Source organism: Staphylococcus sp. GDY8P196P, from assembly GCF_017891705.1.
GTDB classification, from domain to species: domain Bacteria; phylum Bacillota; class Bacilli; order Staphylococcales; family Staphylococcaceae; genus Staphylococcus; species Staphylococcus ureilyticus.
The window spans coordinates 19,844-42,279 of sequence record NZ_JAESJS010000004.1; the positions used below are offsets into that span (position 1 = coordinate 19,844).

General features: G+C 35.6%; 7 protein-coding genes. 3 read left to right on the forward strand and 4 right to left on the reverse strand.

Translation table 11 applies throughout. The features are described from left to right. Window positions 1–141 precede the first annotated feature (141 nt). Window positions 142–13,542: a GA-like domain-containing protein gene (locus KA814_RS02840; protein WP_210122662.1), complete on the forward strand. Its 13,401-nt coding sequence runs from the start codon at window positions 142–144 to the stop codon at window positions 13,540–13,542. A 198-nt stretch (window positions 13,543–13,740) separates the two neighbouring features. Here KA814_RS02840 and KA814_RS02845 read toward each other — a convergent pair whose 3' ends face one another. From KA814_RS02845 to KA814_RS02855, 3 genes are read right to left on the reverse strand one after another with little or no spacing between them, the layout of a single operon-like run. Continuing rightward, a complete protein-coding gene (locus tag KA814_RS02845) occupies window positions 13,741–14,307 on the reverse strand; it encodes an NADPH-dependent FMN reductase (protein ID WP_046206956.1) in 567 nt (188 codons plus the stop codon). Window positions 14,308–14,319: 12 nt separating this feature from the next. Then, on the reverse strand, window positions 14,320–15,381 hold the full coding sequence (locus KA814_RS02850) for an LLM class flavin-dependent oxidoreductase (RefSeq protein ID WP_064210014.1): 1,062 nt from the start codon (window positions 15,379–15,381) through the stop codon (window positions 14,320–14,322). 12 nt (window positions 15,382–15,393) lie between these two features. Further along, on the reverse strand, window positions 15,394–16,320 hold the full coding sequence (locus KA814_RS02855; protein ID WP_046206958.1) for a VOC family protein: 927 nt from the start codon (window positions 16,318–16,320) through the stop codon (window positions 15,394–15,396). Window positions 16,321–16,690: 370 nt separating this feature from the next. Between KA814_RS02855 and KA814_RS02860 the strand changes: the two genes are divergently transcribed. Next, entirely contained in the window at window positions 16,691–17,431 is a 741-nt protein-coding gene (locus tag KA814_RS02860; protein ID WP_046206959.1) for a sulfite exporter TauE/SafE family protein, read from the forward strand. 65 nt (window positions 17,432–17,496) lie between these two features. On the opposite strand, the gene KA814_RS02865 is transcribed toward KA814_RS02860, so the two are convergent. Continuing rightward, window positions 17,497–17,910 carry a DUF2871 domain-containing protein gene (locus KA814_RS02865; RefSeq protein ID WP_046206960.1) on the reverse strand — a complete coding sequence of 138 codons (414 nt, stop codon included), beginning with the start codon at window positions 17,908–17,910 and terminating at the stop codon, window positions 17,497–17,499. A gap of 375 nt (window positions 17,911–18,285) precedes the next feature. On the opposite strand from KA814_RS02865, the gene KA814_RS02870 reads away from it, so the two are divergent. Next, window positions 18,286–22,436 (forward strand): Ig-like domain-containing protein (locus KA814_RS02870; protein WP_210122663.1); only part of this gene is annotated, 4,151 nt, incomplete at its 3' end.

Sequence of the window (22,436 nt, forward strand, 5' to 3'; positions counted from 1 at the left end):
AAAATTCAACTTTTTTACTGACGCATTATAAGTACTGTTGGTCATTAAATTTAAAATTATAATGATTAAAGAAAGATAAATTGTATTAAATTTAATAACATCTAAAATGATTTTACTATCGAAAAGGAGAGTTAGATAACAATGAGAATATTTAGAGAGTATATGGCTAGGAGAAATAATAGATATTCCATACGTAAATTTACGATTGGAACAGCTTCAGTACTTTTAGGAAGTTTATTAATTTTTCAACATAGTGAAGAAGCCCAAGCTGATACTTTACAAAAAGAACAACAAGAAGTGAAAGAAATACCTCCTAAAGTAGATAAAGAGAACACTAACAATGATTCAAATTTTAATAATATATTAGAAAAAGAGAGTAACAATGACACAGTACAACAACCCATCCAAGCTGAAATTGATAATAAAACAGAAAACAAAAGTGCTTCAAAAGATACAAAATCAGTTGAGGAAGGTACTGAGATAACGTCGCAACAATTCGAGTCAAATGCCGATACTATTATTGAAAATAAAGAACAACCAGACCATTCAGATGTAAACGAACAAGATATACAAAATGATAAACAAGAAAAAACACCTGAAACAATAAAAAACGATGAGGAAATAAAGGAGTTAGATACTAAAAAGCCAGATATAGATAAAAAACAATCATCAACTGCCGAAAATACGGATACTAAAATAAATAGTAATTCGAAATTGAACGAAAAAGAGCAACCAGTCACTCAAAATTTGATTTCGATGGAAAATAGAGTTACTGAAACGAAAGTTGAAGTGTCTAATAATAATATAGAGAAAAATGAATCAGAAAAAGGTTTGAGCACGAACGAAAAAGACGTCAAAAATGAAAAACAACCAGAAAAGCAATATATTCCAAAAACTCGAGTAGCTAGAAGTATCGACCGAAATCGATACTATAATGGAATAAGCTATAATCACCATTACTTTGGACCTAGATTATCTTATAATTCATTAAGAGCCGGAGATTATATTGCGACGGCACTTAATGAAGTAGAAAGAAATAGAGGAGAACTAACGGAAGAAGAAAGAAAGCTGTTTTTAAGAAATATTCTTAGACAAACTTCATTAAAAAATAATAAAGCGGCTTATGACAGAATTTTTAATAGGGATTATTCTGTAGCAAGAAATAGAAAAATCACAGGGAGTCAAGCGAATAATATAAACACACTACTGTCAAAAATGAAAGATTTAACAGCTAATCGTGACAGTCCGAATTATCAAGGTATATATACATTTACAAATCAAAATGATGTAACTAAAAATGATTTTGGTATAGTAAAAGATGAAGTGTTACATGATGGTGAAGCTTTAATAGCAACAATGGAATTGTCAAAAGAAAAAGGTAGAGGAACGTATAGATTTGAAAACTATGCGATAAGACCAAATGATAGCCTCAATAAAAAAATTAAACAGGTCGTAGCAGTTTATGAAGGTAGACAAAGAGTTGTACTACGACAAGATCATTTAGGTTATTATTCATATACACGTCCAAACAGTGGCGGAAATGGTGACCCTGATAGAGGTGGTGGATCAGGCGGATCAGTAAAATTTTACATTTCTTTTGACGCTAATCAATATATTGATGTGAATAAAGATAAATTATTTGGTTATATCTTGAGTGATACTACAGACACTAATGTATTAAGAGGCGTAAATATTACTAATAAAGCTGTTAATATCCAAGAAGTGGCAGAAACAATCAATGAAGCTTTGAAAAAAGCAAAAATCAAAAAAGTAGAAGATGCTATAGAAGCAGCAACACAAGTGCAAAAACAAGCCAAAATAAAGCTAGGTGAAGTGACGCAAGACCAATTAGTAACACCAGATGAAAAAGCCGAAATAGATAAAATGAATGTAGAAATTGAAAAGGCTAAATCATCAGCAATACAAGTATTAGACGCTCTACCGAATGGCCTCACTAATAAAGATTTATTACGAAAAAGAATAAATGATATTACATCCGTAACATCACCAGAAGTAAACGATGCAGATAGTAATGGTGTGCTAGATACTGAACAATTGTCTGAAGCAACACAAGCAGTAGTGAATGCGGAACAGACAAAAGCAGCAGTAGATACGAAGTTGGCAGAAGTAACAGCAGATGGATTAGTGACTCCGGACGAAAAAGCCGCAGTAGATGCGTTAATACAAACATTAGAAAGCGCAAAACAAACAGCGAAAGAAAAATTAAATAATGTATCGAATATCATAGTAGGAAAAGATGATCTCCAAACAAGGCTAGATAACATTGCATCCGTAACATCACCAGAAGTAAACGATTTAGATGGTAATGGAGTCTTGGATACTGAACAATTATCCGAAGCGTCTCAAGCCGTAGCGAATGCAGAACAAGCGAAAACCGCAGTGGATACGAAGTTATCTGATATTACAGCAGATGGATTAGTAACACCAGATGAAAAAGCCGCAGTAGATGCGTTAATCCAAACATTAGAAAGTGCGAAACAAACAGCGAAAGAGAAGGTAAATAGCGTACCATCTAGTATCGCAGGTAAGACAGATTTACAAACAAGATTGGATAACATTGCATCTGTAACGTCACCAGAAGTAAACGATGCAGATGGTAACGGAGTCTTGGATACTGACCAATTATCCGAAGCGTCTCAAGCAGTAGTGAATGCAGAACAAGCGAAAACCGCAGTGGACAATAAGCTAGCAGAAGTAACATCTGATGGTCTAGTAACGCCAGATGAAAAATCAGCAGTAGATGCGTTAATCCAAGCATTAGAAACAGCGAAACAAACAGCGAAAGAGAAGGTAAATAGCGTACCGAACGGTACTGCAGGCAAAGGTGAACTCCAAACAAGACTAGATAACATTTCATCTGTAACGTCACCAGAAGTAAACGATGTAGATGGTAACGGAGTCTTGGATACTGAACAATTGTTTGAGGCATCTCAAGCAGTGACAAAAGCGGAACAGGCAAAAACAGCAGTGGATACGAAGTTATCTGAGATTACAGCAGATGGTTTAGTGACTCCAGATGAGAAATCAGCAGTAGATGCGTTAATCCAAACATTAGAAAGTGCGAAACAAACAGCCCAAGAGAAAGTAAATAGCGTACCGAACGGTACTGCGGGTAAAGAAGATTTACAAACAAGACTAGATAACATCGCGTCAGTAACATCACCAGAAATAAATGACGTAGATAGCAATGGTGTGCTAGATACTGACCAATTATCCGAAGCGTCTCAAGCCGTAGTGAATGCAGAACAAGCGAAAAAAGCAGTTGATACGAAGTTGGCAGAAGTAACATCTGATGGTCTAGTAACGCCAGATGAAAAATCAGCAGTAGATGCGTTAATCCAAGCATTAGAAGCATCGAAACAAACAGCCCAAGAGAAAGTGAATAGTGTACCGAATGGCACTGCAGGTAAAGATGATTTACAAACAAGACTAGATAACATCGTGTCAGTAACATCACCAGAAGTAAATGATGTAGACAGTAATGGTGTGCTAGATGCAGATCAATTATCCGAAGCGTCTCAAGCAGTAGTGAATGCAGAACAAGCGAAAACCGCAGTGGACAATAAGCTAGCAGAAGTAACATCAGATGGTCTAGTAACACCAGATGAAAAAGCCGAAGTAGATGCGTTAATCCAAACATTAGAAGCAGAGAAACAAACGGCAAAAGAAAAGGTGAATAGTGTACCGAACGGTACTGCAGGCAAAGGTGAGCTACAAACAAGACTGGATAACATCACATCTGTAACATCACCAGAAATAAATGACGTAGATAGTAATGGTGTGCTAGATACTGAACAATTGTCTGAAGCAACGCAAGCAGTGACTAATGCAGAACAAGCAAAAACAGTAGTGGATACGAAGTTGGCAGAAGTAACATCAGATGGATTAGTGACACCAGATGAAAAAGCCGAAGTAGATGCGTTAATTCAAACATTAGAAGCAGAGAAACAAACGGCAAAAGAAAAGGTGAATAGTGTACCATCTAGTACCGCAGGTAAGACAGATTTACAAACAAGATTAGATAACATCGTGTCAGTAACATCACCAGAAGTAAATGATGTGGATGGTAACGGGGTCTTGGATACTGAGCAATTATCCGAAGCATCACAAGCAGTAGCGAATGCAGAACAAGCAAAAACAGCAGTGGACAATAAGCTAACAGAGGTAATATCTGATGGTCTAGTAACGCCAGATGAAAAAGCCGCAGTAGACCAGTTAAATCAAGCATTAGAAAGTGTGAAACAAACAGCTCAAGAGAAGATAAATAATGTACCAGCAAGTACCGCAGGTAAGACAGATTTACAAACAAGATTGGATAACATTGCATCAGTAACATCACCAGAAGTGAATGATGCGGATAGTAATGGCATGGTAGATACAGATCAATTGTCTAAAGCAACGCAAGCAGTGACTAATGCAGAACAAGCAAAAACAGTAGTGGATACGAAGTTGGCAGAAGTAACATCAGACGGATTAGTAACACCAGATGAAAAAGCAGCGGTAAATGCGTTAATTCAAATATTAGAAGCATCGAAACAAACAGCCCAAGAGAAGATAAACAATGTACCGAGTGGTACTGCAGGTAAAGATGATTTACAAAGAAGATTGGATAACATTGCATCAGTAACATCACCAGAAGTAAACGATGCAGATGGTAACGGAGTCTTGGATACAGATCAATTGTCCGAAGCAACGCAAGCAGTAGTGAATACAGAACAAGCGAAAACCGCAGTGGATACTAAATTGTCAGATGTAATAGCAGACGGATTAGTGACGACAGATGAAAAAGCTGAAGTAGATGCGTTGATTCAAACATTGGAAGCATCGAAACAAACAGCACAAGAGAAGATAAATAATGTACCAGCAAGTACCGAAGGTAAGACAGAGCTACAAACAAGACTGGATAACATTACATCAGTAACATCACCAGAAGTAAACGATGCGGATGGTAATGGAGTCTTGGACACAGATCAATTATCCGAAGCATCACAAGCAGTAGCGAATGCAGAACAAGCGAAAACAGTAGTGGACAATAAGCTAACAGAAGTAACATCAGACGGTTTAGTAACACCAGATGAAAAAGCTGAAGTAGATGCGTTAATCCAAGCATTAGAAGCATCGAAGCAAACAGCCCAAGAAAAGGTAAATAGTGTGCCATCTAGTACCGCAGGTAAGACAGATTTACAAACAAGACTGGATAATATCACTTCAGTAACGTCACCAGAAGTAAATGATGTAGACAGTAATGGAGTTTTGGATACTGAACAATTGTCTGAAGCAACACAAGCAGTAGTGAATGCGGAACAGACAAAAGCAGCAGTGGATACGAAGTTATCTGAGATTACATCAGATGGTTTAGTAACTCCAGATGAGAAATCAGCAGTAGATGCATTGGTTCAAACATTAGAAACAGCGAAGGAAACGGCGAAAGAGAAGGTAAATAGCGTACCGAACGGTACCGCAGGCAAAGGTGAACTCCAAACAAGATTAGATAACATTTCATCTGTAACTTCACCAGAAGTAAATGATGTGGATGGTAACGGAGTCTTGGATACAGATCAATTGTCCGAAGCAGACCAAGCAGTGACTAATGCAGAACAAGCAAAAGCAGCAGTAGATACGAAGTTGGCAGAAGTAACATCCGATGGTCTAGTAACGCCAGATGAGAAATCCGAAATAGATACATTGATCCAAGGATTAGAAAGTACAAAACAAGCGGCACAAGAGAAGATAAACAATGTACCGAATGGTACTGCAGGTAAAGATGATTTACAAACAAGATTAGATAACATCGTGTCAGTAACATCACCAGAAGTAAACGATGTAGATAGCAATGGCGTGCTAGATAGTGATCAATTGTCCGAAGCAGACCAAGCAGTGACTAATGCAGAACAAGCAAAAACAGCAGTGGATACGAAGTTATCTGAGATTACATCAGATGGTTTAGTAACTCTAGATGAGAAATCAGCAGTAGATGCATTGGTTCAAACATTAGAAACAGCGAAGGAAACGGCGAAAGAGAAGATAAATAGCGTACCGAACGGTACTGCAGGCAAAGGTGAACTCCAAACAAGACTGGATAATATCACTTCAGTAACATCACCAGAAGTAAATGATGCGGATAATAATGGCGTGTTAGATACAGATCAATTGTCTGAGGCATCTCAAGCAGTGGTAAGTGCAGAACAAGCGAAAACAGTAGTGGACAATAAGCTAACAGAAGTAACATCAGACGGTTTAGTAACACCAGATGAAAAAGCTGAAGTAGATGCGTTAATCCAAGCATTAAAAGCAGCGAAGGAAACAGCTCAAGAGAAGATAAACAATGTACCGAACGGTACTGCGGGTAAAGAAGATTTACAAACAAGACTATATAACATCGCGTCAGTAACATCACCAGAAATAAATGACGTAGATAGCAATGGTGTGCTAGATACTGACCAATTATCCGAAGCGTCTCAAGCAGTGACTAATGCGGAACAAGCAAAAACAGCAGTGGACAATAAGCTAGCAGAAGCAACATCAGATGGATTAGTAACACCAGATGAAAAATCAGCAGTAGATGCGTTAATCCAAACATTAGAAAGCGCAAAACAAACAGCCCAAGAGAAAGTAAATAGCGTACCGAACGGTACTACAGGCAAAGGTGAGCTACAAACAAGATTGGATAACATCACATCCGTAACATCGCCAGAAGTAAATGATGTAGACAGTAATGGTGTGCTAGATGCAGATCAATTATCCGAAGCGTCTCAAGCTGTAGCGAATGCAGAACAAGCGAAAACCGCAGTAGATACGAAGTTATCTGAGATTACAGCAGATGGTTTAGTGACTCCAGATGAGAAATCAGCAGTAGATGCATTGGTTCAAACATTAGAAACAGCGAAGGAAACGGCGAAAGAGAAGGTAAATAGCGTACCGAACGGTACCGCAGGCAAAGGTGAACTCCAAACAAGATTAGATAACATTTCATCTGTAACGTCACCAGAAGTAAACGATGTAGACAGTAACGGAGTCTTGGATACTGATCAATTGTCCGAAGCATCTCAAGCAGTAGCGAATGCCGAACAAGCGAAAACCGTAGTGGATACGAAATTGACTGAAATCACAACAGATGGTCTAGTAACACCAGACGAAAAAGCCGCAGTAGATACATTAATTCAAACATTAGAAAATGCAAAACAAACGGCGAAAGAGAAGGTAAATAGTGTACCGTCTAGTACCGAAGGTAAGGCTGATCTTCAAACAAGATTGGATAACATTGCATCAGTAACATCGCCAGAAGTGAATGATGCGGATAGTAATGGCATGTTAGATACAGATCAATTGTCCGAAGCGTCTCAAGCAGTAGTAAGTGCAGAACAAGCGAAAACCGCAGTGGATACGAAATTGGCAGAAGTAACATCAGATGATTTAGTGACTCCAGATGAGAAATCAGTAGTAGATGCATTGGTTCAAACATTAGAAACAGCGAAGGAAACGGCGAAAGAGAAGGTGAATAGTGTACCGAACGGTACTGCAGGTAAAGATGATTTACAAACAAGATTAGACAACATCGCGTCAGTAACATCGCCAGAAGTAAATGATGCAGATGGTAACGGAGTCTTGGATACTGACCAATTGTTTGAGGCATCTCAAGCAGTAGTGAATGGAGAACAAGCGAAAACCGCAGTGGATACGAAGTTATCTGAGATTACAGCAGATGGCTTAGTGACTCCGGACGAAAAATCCGAAGTAGATGCGTTAATCCAAGCATTAGAAACAGCGAAGCAAACAGCGAAAGAGAAGGTAAATAGCGTACCGAACGGTACTGCAGGTAAAGATGATTTACAAACAAGACTGGATAATATCACTTCAGTAACGTCACCAGAAGTAAATGATGCGGATAATAATGGCGTGTTAGATACAGATCAATTGTCTGAAGCAACGCAAGCAGTAGTGAATGCAGAACAAGCAAAAACAGCAGTGGACAATAAGCTAGCAGAAGTAACAGTAGATGGATTAGTGACACCTGATGAAAAATCTGAAGTAGATGCGCTAATTCAAACATTGGAAGCATCGAAACAAACAGCACAGGAGAAGCTAAACAATGTACCGAACGGTACTACAGGAAAAGATGACCTACAAACAAGACTAGGTAACATCGCCTCTGTAGCATCACCAGAAATAAATGACGTAGATAGCAATGGCGTGCTAGATAGTGATCAATTATCAGAAGCATCACAAGCCGTAGCGAATGCAGAACAAGCAAAAACAGCAGTGGATACGAAGTTATCTGATATTACAGCAGATGGCTTAGTGACTCCGGACGAAAAAGCCGAAGTAGATGCATTAATTCAAACATTAGAAAGTGCGAAACAAACAGCACAAGAGAAGATAAATAATGTACCAGCAAGTACCGCAGGTAAGACAGATTTACAAACAAGACTGGATAATATCACTTCAGTAACGTCACCAGAAGTAAATGATGTGGATAATAATGGCGTGCTAGATACAGATCAATTGTCTGAAGCGTCTCAAGCAGTAGTGAATGCGGAACAAGCAAAAACAGTAGTGGACAATAAGCTAAAAGAAGTAACATCAGACGGCTTAGTGACGCCAGATGAAAAAGCTGAAGTAGAGCAGTTAATTGAAACATTAGAAGCCGTGAAACAAACGGCAAAAGAAAAGGTAAATAGTGTACCGAACGGTACTGCAGGAAAAGGAGTTCTCCAAACAAGACTGGATAACATAACATCTGTAACATCACCAGAAGTAAACGATGCAGATGGTAACGGAGTCTTGGATACAGATCAATTGTTTGAAGCAACGCAAGCAGTAGCGAATGCGGAACAAGCGAAAACAGCAGTAGATAATAAATTAGCAGAAGTAACATCCGATGGTCTAGTAACACCAGATGAAAAATTTGGAGTAGATGCATTAATTCAAACATTAGAAAGCGCAAAACAAACAGCGAAAGAGAAGGTAAATAGCGTACCATCTAGTACCGCAGGTAAGACAGATTTACAAACAAGATTGGATAACATTGCATCTGTAACGTCACCAGAAGTAAACGATGCGGATAGCAATGGTGTGCTAGATACAGATCAATTATCAGAAGCAAGTCAAGCCGTAGTGAATGCAGAACAAGCGAAAACAGCAGTGGACAATAAGCTAGCAGAAGTAACATCAGACGGCTTAGTGACGCCAGATGAAAAATCTGAAGTAGATGCATTGATCCAAACATTAGAAAGCGCAAAACAAACGGCAACAGAAAAACTAAACACTGTACCGAGCGGAACCGTAGGTAAAGACGAGCTACAAACAAGATTGGACAACATTACATCGGTAACATCACCAGAAGTGAATGATGTAGATAGTGATGGTATTGTAGATAATCAACACATTTCTGAAGCAGGAAAAGCAGTAGTAAGTGCAGAACAAGCGAAAACCGCAGTGGATACGAAGTTATCTGAGATTACAGCAGATGGATTAGTGACTCCAGATGAGAAAGCCGAAGTAGATGCGTTAATCCAAACATTAGAAAGCGCAAAACAAACGGCAAAAGAAAAGCTAAATAGCGTACCAAGCGGCACTGCGGGTAAAGATGATTTACAAACAAGATTGGACAATATCACATCAGTAACGTCACCAGAGATAAACGATGCAGATAGTAATGGCGTTTTAGATACAGACCAATTGTTAGAAATTTCTCATATCATAGCAGATGTGGAAAAGGCAAAAGTAGCAGTGGATACAAAATTGTCTGAGATAACAGCAGATGGATTAGTGACTCCGAATGAAGCAGCCGAAATTGATAGACTAATCTTTGGATTGAAAGTAATCAAACAATCAGCGAAAAATAAATTGAATACTGTACCGGATGGCACACCAGGTAAAGATGTATTACAAAGAAGATTAGACAATATCACATCCGTAACATCACCAGAAATAAATGATGCAGATAGTAATGGCGTGTTGGATACAGAGCAATTATCAGAAGCATCGCAAGCAGTGACGAAAGCCGAACAAGCAAAAATCGCAGTGGATATGAAATTGGCCGAAATCACAGCAGATGGTTTAGTGACTCTAGACGAAAAAACTTCAGTAGACGCGTTAATTCAAACATTAGAAACAGTGAAACAAACGGCGAAAGAGAAGATAAACAATGTACCGAATGGTACTGCGGGTAAAGATGATTTACAAGCAAGATTGGATAATATCACATCAGTAACGTCACCAGAAGTAAATGATGCGAATAGTAATGGTAAGTTAGATTCAGAGAAATTGTCTGAAGCAACGCAAGCAATAACGAATGCCGAGAAAGCGAAAACCGCAGTGGATACGAAGTTAACAGATGTAACATCCGATGGCTTAGTAACACCAGATGAGAAATCAGAAGTAGATGTATTAATTCAAGCATTAGAAACTGAGAAACAAGTAGCGAAAGAGAAATTAGATAATATACCGGACAGTACAGAAGGTAAAGATGATTTACAAACAAGATTGGATAATATCACATCAGTAACGTCACCAGAAGTAAATGATGCAGATAGTAATGGAGTCTTGGATACTGAACAATTATCCGAAGCGTCTCAAGCAGTAGTGAATGCAGAACAAGCGAAAACCGTAGTAGATACTAAGTTGTCAGATATAACTTCAGATGGACTATTAACACCAGATGAAAAGGCAGAAGTAGATGCGTTAATCCAAGCATTAGAAAGCGCGAAACAAACTGCAAAAGAGAAACTAGAAAGTGTGCCGAATGGTACTGCAGGTAAAGGTGACCTCCAAACAAGATTAGACAGCATCGCTTCAGTAACATCACCAGAAGTAAACGATGCGGATAGTAATGGTAAATTAGATACAGACCAATTGTTTGAAGCAACGCAAGCAGTAGTAAGTGCGGAAAAAGCGAAAGTGACAGTGGATACGAAATTGACTGAAATCACAGCAGATGGATTGGTGACTCCAAACGAAAAGGCAGAAGTAGATGCGTTAATTCAAGCATTAGAAAACGCGAAACAAACTGCAAAAGAAAAACTAAATAGCGTACCGAGCGGTACCATAGGGAAAGATGAGCTCCAAACAAGATTGGACAACATTACATCGGTAACATCACCAGAAGTAAATGATGTAGATAGTGATGGTAATGGAGATAATCAACACATTTCTGAAGCAGGAAAAGCAGTAGTGAATGTGGAACAGGCAAAAGCAGCAATAGATACAAAATTGTCTGAGGTAACAGCAGATGGATTAGTGACTCCAGATGAAAAAGCGAGCGTAGATGCGTTGATCCAAGCATTAGAAAGCGCGAAACAAGCAGCGAAAGAGAGATTAGGTAGTGTGCCAAATGGTACCGCAGGGAAAGCCGAGTTACAAACAAGATTGGACAATATCACATCAGTAACACCACCAGAAGTGAACGATGCAGATAACAATGGTGTGCTAGATACTGATCAATTATCCGAAGCGTCTCAAGCCGTAGTGAATGCAGAACAAGCAAAAACGACAGTGGACAACAAGTTAACAGAAATAACATCAGATGGTCTAGTAACGCCAGATGAAAAATCTGAAGTAGATACGTTAATTCAAACATTAGAAAGCGCAAAACAAACGGCAAAAGAAAAGCTAAATAGCGTACCAAGCGACACTGCGGGTAAAGATGATTTACAAACAAGATTGGATAACATCACATCAGTAACGTCACCAGAAATGAACGATGTAGATAGTAATGGCGTTTTAGATACAGACCAATTGTTAGAAATGTCTCATATCATAGAAGATGTGGAAAAAGCAAAAGCATCAGTGGATAAAAAATTGTCTGAGATAACATCCGATGGTTTAGTAACTCCAAGTGAAGCAGCCGAAATTGATAGACTAATCTTTGGATTGAAAGTAATCAAACAATCAGCGAAAAATAAATTGAATACTATACCGGATGGCATACCAGGTAAAGATGTGTTACAAAGAAGATTAGACAATATCACATCAGTAACATTACCAGAAGTAAATGATGCAGATAGTAACGGTATCTTGGATATAGAACAATTATCAGAGGCGGAAAAAGCGATAGAAGCAGCTGAAATAGCAAAAACAGCAGTGGATAAAAAATTAACTGAAATCACATCCGACGGCTTAGTGGCTCCAGAGGAAAAAGCAGCAATAGACCAGTTGATTCAAACATTAGAAACTGCGAAACAAGTAGCGAAAGAGAAATTAGAGAATGTACCAAACGGAACTGCGGGTAAAGATACGTTACAAAGAAGATTGGATAATATCGTATCGATAACATCACCAGAAGTGAATGATGCAGATAGTAATGGTGTTCAAGATACAAAACAAGTATCAGAGGTAAGTAAAGCGATTAAAGCAACAGAATCAACAAAAGCAGCAGTAGATAAGAAACTAGCAGAGATTCAATCCGATGGACTAGTAAATCCAAAAGAAAAAGCAGCAATAGATCAGTTGATTCAAAAATTAGATAAAGAAAAACAAGCAGTGAAAGACAAGTTAGCCAAAGTACCAAACGGCACAGCAGGAAAAGCAGAGTTACAAAGAAAACTAAATCAAATACCATCCGTAACATCACCAGAAGTGAATGATGCAGATAGTAATAGTGTCCTAGATACAAAACAAGTGTCAGGGGTAAGTAAAGCGATTAAAGCAACAGAATCAACAAAAGCAGCAGTAGATAAGAAACTAGCAGAGATTCAATCTGATGGACTAGTAAATCCAAAAGAGAAAGCAGAAATTGATAAGTTGATTCAAAAATTAGATAAAGAAAAACAAGCAGTGAAAGACAAGTTAGCCAAAGTACCAAACGGCACAGTAGGAAAAGCAGAGTTACAAAGAAAATTAAATGAAATTCCATCCGTAACGTCACCAGAAGTAAATGATGCAGATAGTAATGGTGTTCAAGATACAAAACAAGTATCGGAAGCTAAAAAAGCAATTGCTGATGCCAAAGCAGCACAAACAAAAGTGATTAATAAAATAAAAGAAATTAGAAAAGATGGTTTGATTACGCCAAGTGAACAAGCTGACTTAGACAAACTAATTGAAAAATTAGATTCATTAAGAAGTATTGCAAAAGAAAAAATAAGTAACTTGCCAAACGGTACATCAAATATTGCTGAATTACAGACTAACTTAGATAAAGTCACATCTGAAATAATATCAAAAGTAAAAGATATAGATAGTAATGGTATATTAGATAAGAAACAGTCATTAGGTATGGATAAAATAAATGACAAATATAATTCAAGTCATTTTGAAAATGACGAAAAAGCGACTAAAAATAATAAGTTGCTAGACATGCATTCACGTCAATTTAATGTTCAAAATAATCATCACAATCTTGAAGGATTAAACAAAAACTTATTTGTAAATCCAAACAAAGAAAATAATTTCAATATGAATTTACCGTATAGTGGATTAGACAAAAATAACCCTTATGCATTCGAAATTCTATTTGGAATTTTAGGATTAATGATTGTTTATAGAAGATACTTAAAAAGTGATAAAAACACAGAACATTAAGTTTAAAATTTAAAAAGTTTCATTGGATTTATAAGCACTTTGGAATGATTAGATTAAAAGTCTAGTCTCCAAAGTGCTTTTTTAATAAAATTAATGGTATATAGTAATTAAAAAAGACTTATTTTGTTCCTAATAATGTAAACAAAATAAGTCTTAAAACTTAGTAACCGTGAATTTTAATATATTGATGATCATTAATTAGAAATCATATTGATCTTCTTCTTCTTTCAAAACTTGTGCATATGCTTTTGAAGTACGTAATGTAGATGAAACTAAATCATCTATCCTAAATAAAATATCATCGTTTACAATCTCATTATTTGAAAAATCGCGTTCTTCTATAAATACATAAGTTTGCATAATATGTGCCTTCATATAACCTAATATTGGTTTTAGTTGTGTTTCTGGGATGAGATAATGTTTTGGCGATCCTGCAGTTGCAAGTATACTTACTATTTTATCTTTAAATGCATTAACTGGTAGTAAATCAAATACATTTTTTAATGTACCGGGAATAGAAGCTTGGAAAATTGGGAATCCGATAAAAATGACATCAGCATTCATCAAAGTTTGCGTAAGATATAATGTATCGCCATTGTAATCTAAATAATTTCTGCCATCACTAAACACTAGTTCTAATTCTTTTAAATCAATAAAATTAATATGGTGTGTATCATCTTGATTCATAAGTGCTTGATTCAAATATGTCATAGCAGTACGCGTTTTTGAACCAACGCTAGAGCCAGATAGTAATACAATATTCATAGTATCATTGACCTACTTTCTTAAATGTTTTTTTACTGTTGGAATAATTTCATTGCCTATAAGGTCTATATTTTTCATAATTTTATTAAATGGAACACCGCCAAAATCAATTTGTGCCATAAATCGTTGGTGATTATATAACTCATGTTGATATAGAATTTTTTCAATGATTTGTTGTGGGCTACCAACCATTAAGGCATCTCTATAGTCAGGGGCCTTTGCAAATTGTTGTTTTGGATAACCTGCACCTCTGATAAATGACATTCCAACATTTAGATGCGGGTAGAATTCTTTTAAAGCATCTTGAGTAGTGTCAGCAGTATAAAATAAACTTGCTGTTGATACTGGTAAAGATTCAGGTGAATTATCATAACCATTTTCTTTTGCAGCTAATCTGTACTGTTCTATAGAATCTTGAAAAGTCATTGCTGGACCACCGAGTGTTGTAATCATCATTGGTATTCCTTGCCTACCTGCTTTGATAGCACTTGCTGGAGGTCCTCCGACTGCACGCCAAATAGGTAATGTGTCATCAATTGGACGTGGGAAAATCTTCATATTATTTAAATCAGGTCTGAATTTACCTGACCAAGTAATTTTATCTGTTTTATTTAATTCCATTAATAAATTAAGTTTTTCTTCATAAAGTTCATCATAATTATTCAAATCTAATCCAAATAAATCAAATATACCTGTTCGTGAAGCACGACCTGCTACAATTTCAGCTCGGCCATGTGAAATTAAGTCTAAAGTAGCAAAATCTTCAAATACCCTTACAGGATCTGCAGCACTTATAATACTAGAAGAACTGGAAATTTTTATTGTTTTAGTGGCTTGTGCTACGGCACCTAAAACTACTGTATGTGCTTGTGTTGTAAAATGTTCTTGATGGCTTTCACCGATACCAAATACATCAATACCAGCCTGTTCAGCTAATTGACTAGCTTCAATAAGTTCATTAATTCTTTGTTCATAACTCACTTTTTCTCCATTATGTGGATTTAATAAATGGTCACCCAATGAGTAGAGTCCAAATTCTAATGGAGTATTTTCATTCATTTTTAACTGTGCCATATAATCACCTTTCTATAATTCATGTAGATTATTTTCAATTTCTGTACGTTGTGGTTCCATAAAGTCTGGTAAATTTAAATGTTTACCCAAATCTTCTATTTTTGTATCTACTGTAAACCCGGGTTCATCCGTGGCAAATTCGTATAAAATACGGTTTTGTCTAAAATATAAAGATTTGAAAAAATATCGGTCTATAATTCCTGAGTTATTTTCAGGTTGTTGCTCTATTATTTTATGAATTGAATTTAAATCACTATCTTTTGGTGTATTAACAGCAATATGGTGCACATAACCTTGGCCAGGTCGAGCACGTTCACCTTGTTGTTCTACAATAACAAAATCAGTATATAATCCGTTATGATCTAAAGTCATCACGGTTTCGTTTAAATCACTTCTAAGTGTATATGATAAGCTATTTTTTAAAAAATCGAGTGTAGCTTGAGCATTTTTAACTCTTAGTTCTACAGGACCCATTCCTAAAATTTGGTATTGCTCAGGTATCTCAGTATATGGATTTTTTCTCCAAGCATTCGGTGTATAATAATTGTCATTAACTAATAAAATGATCTCCAAACCATCTATATCTTTAAAGGTAATGGCAGGCTGATTTAAATAAACTAACGGTGTCCATGTAATATTGAATTGACTTAATCTTTCTTTAAAAAAATTCAAAGCACTTTCGTCAGGTATAAGTAATGATAAGCGATATATAGAATCAGTTCCTGGACGGTTTTTTCCTAAAAGTGGTATTTCAAAAAAACTTAATAGTGTCCCAGCCGAACCAATTTCATCTCCAAAAAACAAATGGTACATTTTAGGATTGTCTTGGTTAACTGACTTTTCAACCAGTCTTAGTCCTAAAATTTGAGTATAAAAATCTTTGTTTTTTTGAGCGTTTTTTGTATACATTGAAATGTGATGGTGACCAACGATATTCATATAATACCTCCTCGTAATAAACTTTCTAGTTGCTTGTGTTTTAAGTATGATAGTAATAAAACTTCTCAATACTCATAACCACTATCGTGTAGATTAAACACTAACGGTATAAAAAATATACTAGTTTTGTATAATATATTTCCTTTATAGAAAAAAAGCAAGTTTGAGCGTTTATGAATGATAGTAGAATAAAGCGTGCTCTGATTTTTAAAATATTATAATGAAAGTTTGATATAATCAATTTGATAGTTTATGAAATGTTATTATTATAAGCGTTAGTAAGTGTTAACAAAATAAATTAATAAGTAACATAATATTAATAGAAGAGATATGGCTGTTATGGATGACGCATTGAATCAGGAGTTAAAGCATGGATTTATTTTTAGTTTACATTTTGATTTCTATATTTTTAGGTGGATTAGTCAGAACATATTTTGGTTTTGGGGAAGCACTCGTGAGTATGCCACTTTTAGCATTGATAGGATTAAACCTACATACATCTATTTCACTGGTGGGGTTGGCTGGACTAACAGTAGCGAGTTTAAATATATTTTTAGATTATAGAAATATAAAAATTAAAGTACTATTATTAATGTTGTTGGGGAGTTTATTAGGTGTTCCACTTGGTATTTTGATTTTACAACATATTGCAACTTCATTTATACAAATTATGCTTGGGTTATTTTTAATATTATATGGTATATATGCGTTTGGAAAAATTACCTTTTTTAAAAATAGATATAATATCATATTAAAATCTAACATATGGCCAAGCCTAACAGGTATGATTTCAGGTGTATTAGGAAGTTTGTATAATTCACATGGTGTACCAGTTGTCATTTATGGCACAATGGCGCCTTGGCATATTAAAGATTTTAGAAGTACAATACAAGCCCATTTTTTAATTACAGCGATATTCGTAGTGATCGGTCAAGCATCTGGAGGAATATGGACCAGTCAAACGGTATCATTATTTTTATTGAGCATACCTTGTTTGATTATTTCAGTTGTTGTTGGAAAGTATCTTATAAACCATACGACTTATCATAATTTTGAAAAATGGATTTACTTGTTTATTATAATTTTAGGTTTTTTACTATTGTTAATATGAAAGTCAAAAGGTCGAATCGATTTCTATGTTTAGAAATGTGATTCGACCTTTAATTATATCTACGTTTATTTAGAATTGACATTAATACTTTTATTTAATAATACAAAGAATAAAATGAAAGCGATAGAAATAGCAATGTGACCTAATCCTGAAATACCAGCAATAGCAGGGCTCACTTCAAAACCTTTCATAGTTGCTATACCATTAACAAATTGCATAGCAACCGTTAATAATACACCGATATGATAGACATAAAAGAAATAGTTAAATAAAGTGTGGTGTTGAGTAAGTTTTAATTGATGTTCTATCACCATAAATATTAAAAACATAATTGTACCTAAAACAAGTAAATGTGTATGTGTTACATTTAATTGCGAATAACCACTAAAGTTTTCTGCTTTTGACATCTCTCTATAAAATAAACCACTTAGCATGCCTAATAATGTATAAAATGCTGAACTGAACATTAATTTTTTCATTTTAACGACCTCCTGTAATGAATGTTTAATTTAAATATAAGGTAAGATTGTGAACTCTATATGAACGATTGAAAACTTCTTTATTTTTGTATGGCATTTCATTGTTTAATTAATTTTACAATTTAAAACAATTTTTTTATCATGCTTAATGGAGAAAATTGTTCGTAAAACAGAATTTCTGAAACTATATAGAAATTGACAATATTGAAAATATCTTGATTGTGGCATGCTAAAACATATAAATTTAAAATGGCGAACAACTGTAATTTGCGACATTTTTTCATATTAATAACTTACCTTTAAGAAATATCTTGATTTTTCGAATTAATTGAGTAGAATTAAATTGTGATAAAGTTTATTTTGAGGTGGGAAAAGATGAAAAACAAACAAGGATTTTTACCTAATAGGTTAAATAAATACTCTATTAGAAAGTTTACAGTTGGAACAGCATCATTATTGATTGGGGCGACACTTGTATTTGGAGTAAGTAGTGAAGCAAAAGCTGCTGAATTAGACTCAATTACGAATGATAATAAGGCTAATGATTCAGATAAAGGTGAAGCACTTGATGTGCAAGACATAAAAAGTGTAGAAGAAAATGACACAACGTTAAGTCGCAGTGAAAACAATGTTACTAAAGAAAAGACAGAAAATTCTAAAAATGAATTACAAAAAGAAGAAACTGATAATGATCTAAGTAAGGATCAAAAAGAGCCAGATAATAACGACGCAACCTTAGGTCAACAAGAAGAATATAATAACACTAATGAGTCTACAAACGAGAATGAATCTACAAATGAGGTTTTGAATAAACAAACAACAGAAAAAGCAGATACATCTGAAACAAAACAAGATGAAAACAGTGATACTTCACATTTAGATGAAGATAGTACGAACAAAGAAGAATCTGATCAAGAAAGAGCAACTGAAAGTAATGAAACAACAACGGATAACAATAAAGTAAAAGATTCAACAAATGAGACGTCAACAGAAACAACAAAAGATACAGATGTATCTAGCAATGAAGCGCCAACTGAAAAATCACTAGAAAAAAATCCTGACACTTCTAATAATACAAAAGAAGGCACTAGAACAGAAAATTTAGATGGGCAAAATGATAAACAACCATCAACTGAACCATCTTCTGATGATGAAAAAACTACAGAAATGACGAAAAATCCTGAAACGAGTAATCACACACAATCAAAATTAACAAAACAACTGTCAGAAACAGAGAATAAACAAAAGGCAGTTGAAGATTATTTAAATAGTCAACTTTCAACAGAAGATACTAAAGCAATTTTAGAAAACACTGATATTGATTATAAAAATACAACTGATGAAGCAATAAATATTGAAATTTTAAAGGCTTCAATTATTCAACTTTCGAATGAACAAGATAAAGCGAAAACGTTAGCCACTCCAAAACGTACTTTGTTGCGTTCAATGGCTACGCCAACTGCATTACGAGCAGCAGTAGAACAAAATGAAAAAGTTGAAAAATCACTGGGCTATATGGACAACTATACATTTGCATCATTGATTTTTGATCCAAGTAAGTTAGATTCACAAAAGACTCTAGACAGCAATGTCATTCCTTTTGACATTCATAGTTACATGTCAGGCTCAAATTCAGGAGATCGCTATAAAATTGATCTGAAATTGGATCCGAAAATAGCAAGTCATGTCACAAAAATATCTGCTAATCCTAGTGGTAGAAATACCCCTGTTGAATTTATAAGATTAAAAGATGAAAACGGTGATTTCACTAATACTTGGGAAATTAATTTTATCAGAGCAAATGATGGTTTGTTCGGAGGCGCTGAAATATTATCACAGTATACAGCGACTAACGGTAAAATAGAATTAGATGATACAGTGGGTAACATTTTGAATGCATCTGGAGAATTAAGTAATAATAAGTTGAATTATCAAATGTTTGTTAGAGATTCACTATCTAATAAAATTGTTAAGACTTCTGAAAGTAGCGGTTATTTCTTAACTACAGCTGACAAAGATTTAAGTCAATTAGAAAATAACCTTTCTCAAGAAAATAGTAATGCATTTAAAGCAAGTAGCGGCTCTGCTACATATGATGGTTCTGTGGGAGAACACGGAGGAATACTGATTGATCAACAAATAATGAAAAATGGTATTTTCGCATATTCTAAAGCTAAAGGAAAACAATGGTCATATAACTATCAAATAGATAAAGATTTATTACCTTATATTGAAGGAGTAGAACTACACACATATGACTACAAAGGTCTTTCAGGCTTTGACAAGACCTATCATGCTGGAGACAAAGTAGCTGATTTACAGCTTGATAGTATCGGTAATGGCACAATTACTAGTAATGACTTAAATAAATTAATCGAGTTTAACAATTCTTTACCTGAAACAGTAGGCGTTCGTATTGTAATTAAATTAAATCAAAGTGTAAATAATATATTAACTAAAGATGCGGAATATGATTCTGAAGGTAATCTTATTCGAGAAACAACAAAACAAAAAGAAGATTTTACTTTCGCAGGTTATTTAACTGATAGTAATAATCTTTTAATAAATAATACGTTAGGGACTTCAACTTTAGCACTACAAGATTATGATAAAGATGGTTTACTAGATCGATATGAACGACAAGTATCACTTTCAGATCCTGAAAACGAAGATACAGATGGAGATGGTAAAAATGATGGTGATGAAGTTATCAATTATAAAACGTCACCATTAGTTGGTAAACCTGATGCGGCTGATATTACAAATGAGGCTAGAGTTGTAACTGGGTCAGTTCCATTAAAAGAAGGTGCAGCAACTCAAACTGCAAAAGTGTTAGATGCAACTGGAAAAGTCATTGGTACATCAACAGTCAATCCTGATGGCACTTTCTCAGTATCTATACCACAATCACCTGAGGGCACCTACACTATCGCAATCGATTCACCTAATTATGAAAATGATGAAGTGAATACATTCGAAGTTATTGATATTTCCAAGGTACCAACACCATCAATTAATCCAGTTGATGACAATGATACAGTAATTAAAGTTAATGGTGCAGCGGGTGCAACTGTTACGGTTAAAGATAATAACAATGTTGAAATTGGAAAAGTTCAAATTCCTAATGATGGTTCAGCTGCCTCTTTAACATTGAATCAACCATTGAAAGCTGGAACTATTTTAACTGCAACAGCTAGTAAAGGTGGAAAAACAAGTGAAGTTTCAGATCAAATTACAGTAACAGATGCGACAGCACCAGACGCACCAGTGATAAATCCAATAACAAGTAAAGCCACACAAGTAACTGGTACAGCAGAACCTAATTCAACAGTAACTGTTGCTTTCCCAGGTGGTGGTAAAGTTTCAATAACTGCTGACAGTCAGGGTAAATATACAGTAGATATACCAAGTGGTGTCACTCTTCAAGGTGGCGAAGTATTTAAAGCTATAGCAACAGATAAAGCAGGTAATGAATCACCTGTTGCGACGCGTATAGTAACAGACATAACAGCTCCAGATGCTCCTACATTAAATGACGTCAATAGTAATAGTAAGCAATTGAATGGGCAAGCAGAAGCAAATTCAACAGTTAGTGTGACATTCCCGAGTGGCGAAGTTGTAGATGCAGTAACAGATCAAGATGGAAACTTCACAGTAGATATACCAGCAAACGAAGGATTACAAGGTGGGGAAACGATAGTAGCTACGTCGAAGGACAAAGCAGGTAACGTTTCTCAAAAAGGTAGCACTCAAGTCATAGATGCAACAGCGCCAGATGCACCACAAATAAGCCATGTGACAAGTGTAAGTACAGAGGTTAAAGGCACAGCAGAAGCAAATTCGACAGTTAGTGTGACATTCCCAAGTGGCAAAGTTGTGGAAACTAATGCTGATCAAGATGGGAATTTCAATGTAACTATCCCAGAAAATGAAGGGTTACAAGGTAAAGAAACGATCAGTGCTACATCAAAAGATAGTGCTGGTAATGTTTCTCATGCTGGATCAACAACAGTAACAGATGCAACAGCACCTGCACCACCAACGGTTAATGGTGTAACTAGCCAAGATAAAAATATTAGTGGGACAGCAGAACCAAATTCTACAATAACAATCAAATTTCCAAATGGTGAAACAGCTACTGGTGCAACAGATGAAACAGGAAATTATACAATAGCAATTCCGAATGAAGTTAGTTTAGAAGGCGGCGAAGAAATACAAGTTACATCTACAGACGATGCTGGTAATGAAACAGAACCAGTTAAAACAACGGTTAAAGATACAACAGCACCAGATGCACCGACGGTGAAAGAAGTAACAAGCGAAGATACAACAATCGGTGGCACTGCCGAACCAGGCTCAACGGTCACAGTGACATTCCCAGGCGGTAAAACGGCAACAGGCACAGCTGATGATCAAGGCAACTATACGATTGAAATTCCATCAGATGTCAAATTAGATGGTGGAGAAAACATTATAGTTACTTCTAAAGATAAAGATGGTAATACATCAGAAGAAGCGACAACAAC

Bases quoted from the DNA above. Each gene is read 5' to 3' on its own strand.
- KA814_RS02840 (WP_210122662.1), top strand. From the start codon at position 142: ATGAGAATATTTAGAGAGTATATGGCTAGGAGAAATAATAGATATTCC.
- KA814_RS02850 (WP_064210014.1), bottom strand. From the start codon at position 15,381: ATGGCACAGTTAAAAATGAATGAAAATACTCCATTAGAATTTGGACTC.
- KA814_RS02855 (WP_046206958.1), bottom strand. From the start codon at position 16,320: ATGAATATCGTTGGTCACCATCACATTTCAATGTATACAAAAAACGCT.
- KA814_RS02860 (WP_046206959.1), top strand. From the start codon at position 16,691: ATGGATTTATTTTTAGTTTACATTTTGATTTCTATATTTTTAGGTGGA.
- KA814_RS02865 (WP_046206960.1), bottom strand. From the start codon at position 17,910: ATGAAAAAATTAATGTTCAGTTCAGCATTTTATACATTATTAGGCATG.
- KA814_RS02845 (WP_046206956.1), bottom strand. From the start codon at position 14,307: ATGAATATTGTATTACTATCTGGCTCTAGCGTTGGTTCAAAAACGCGT.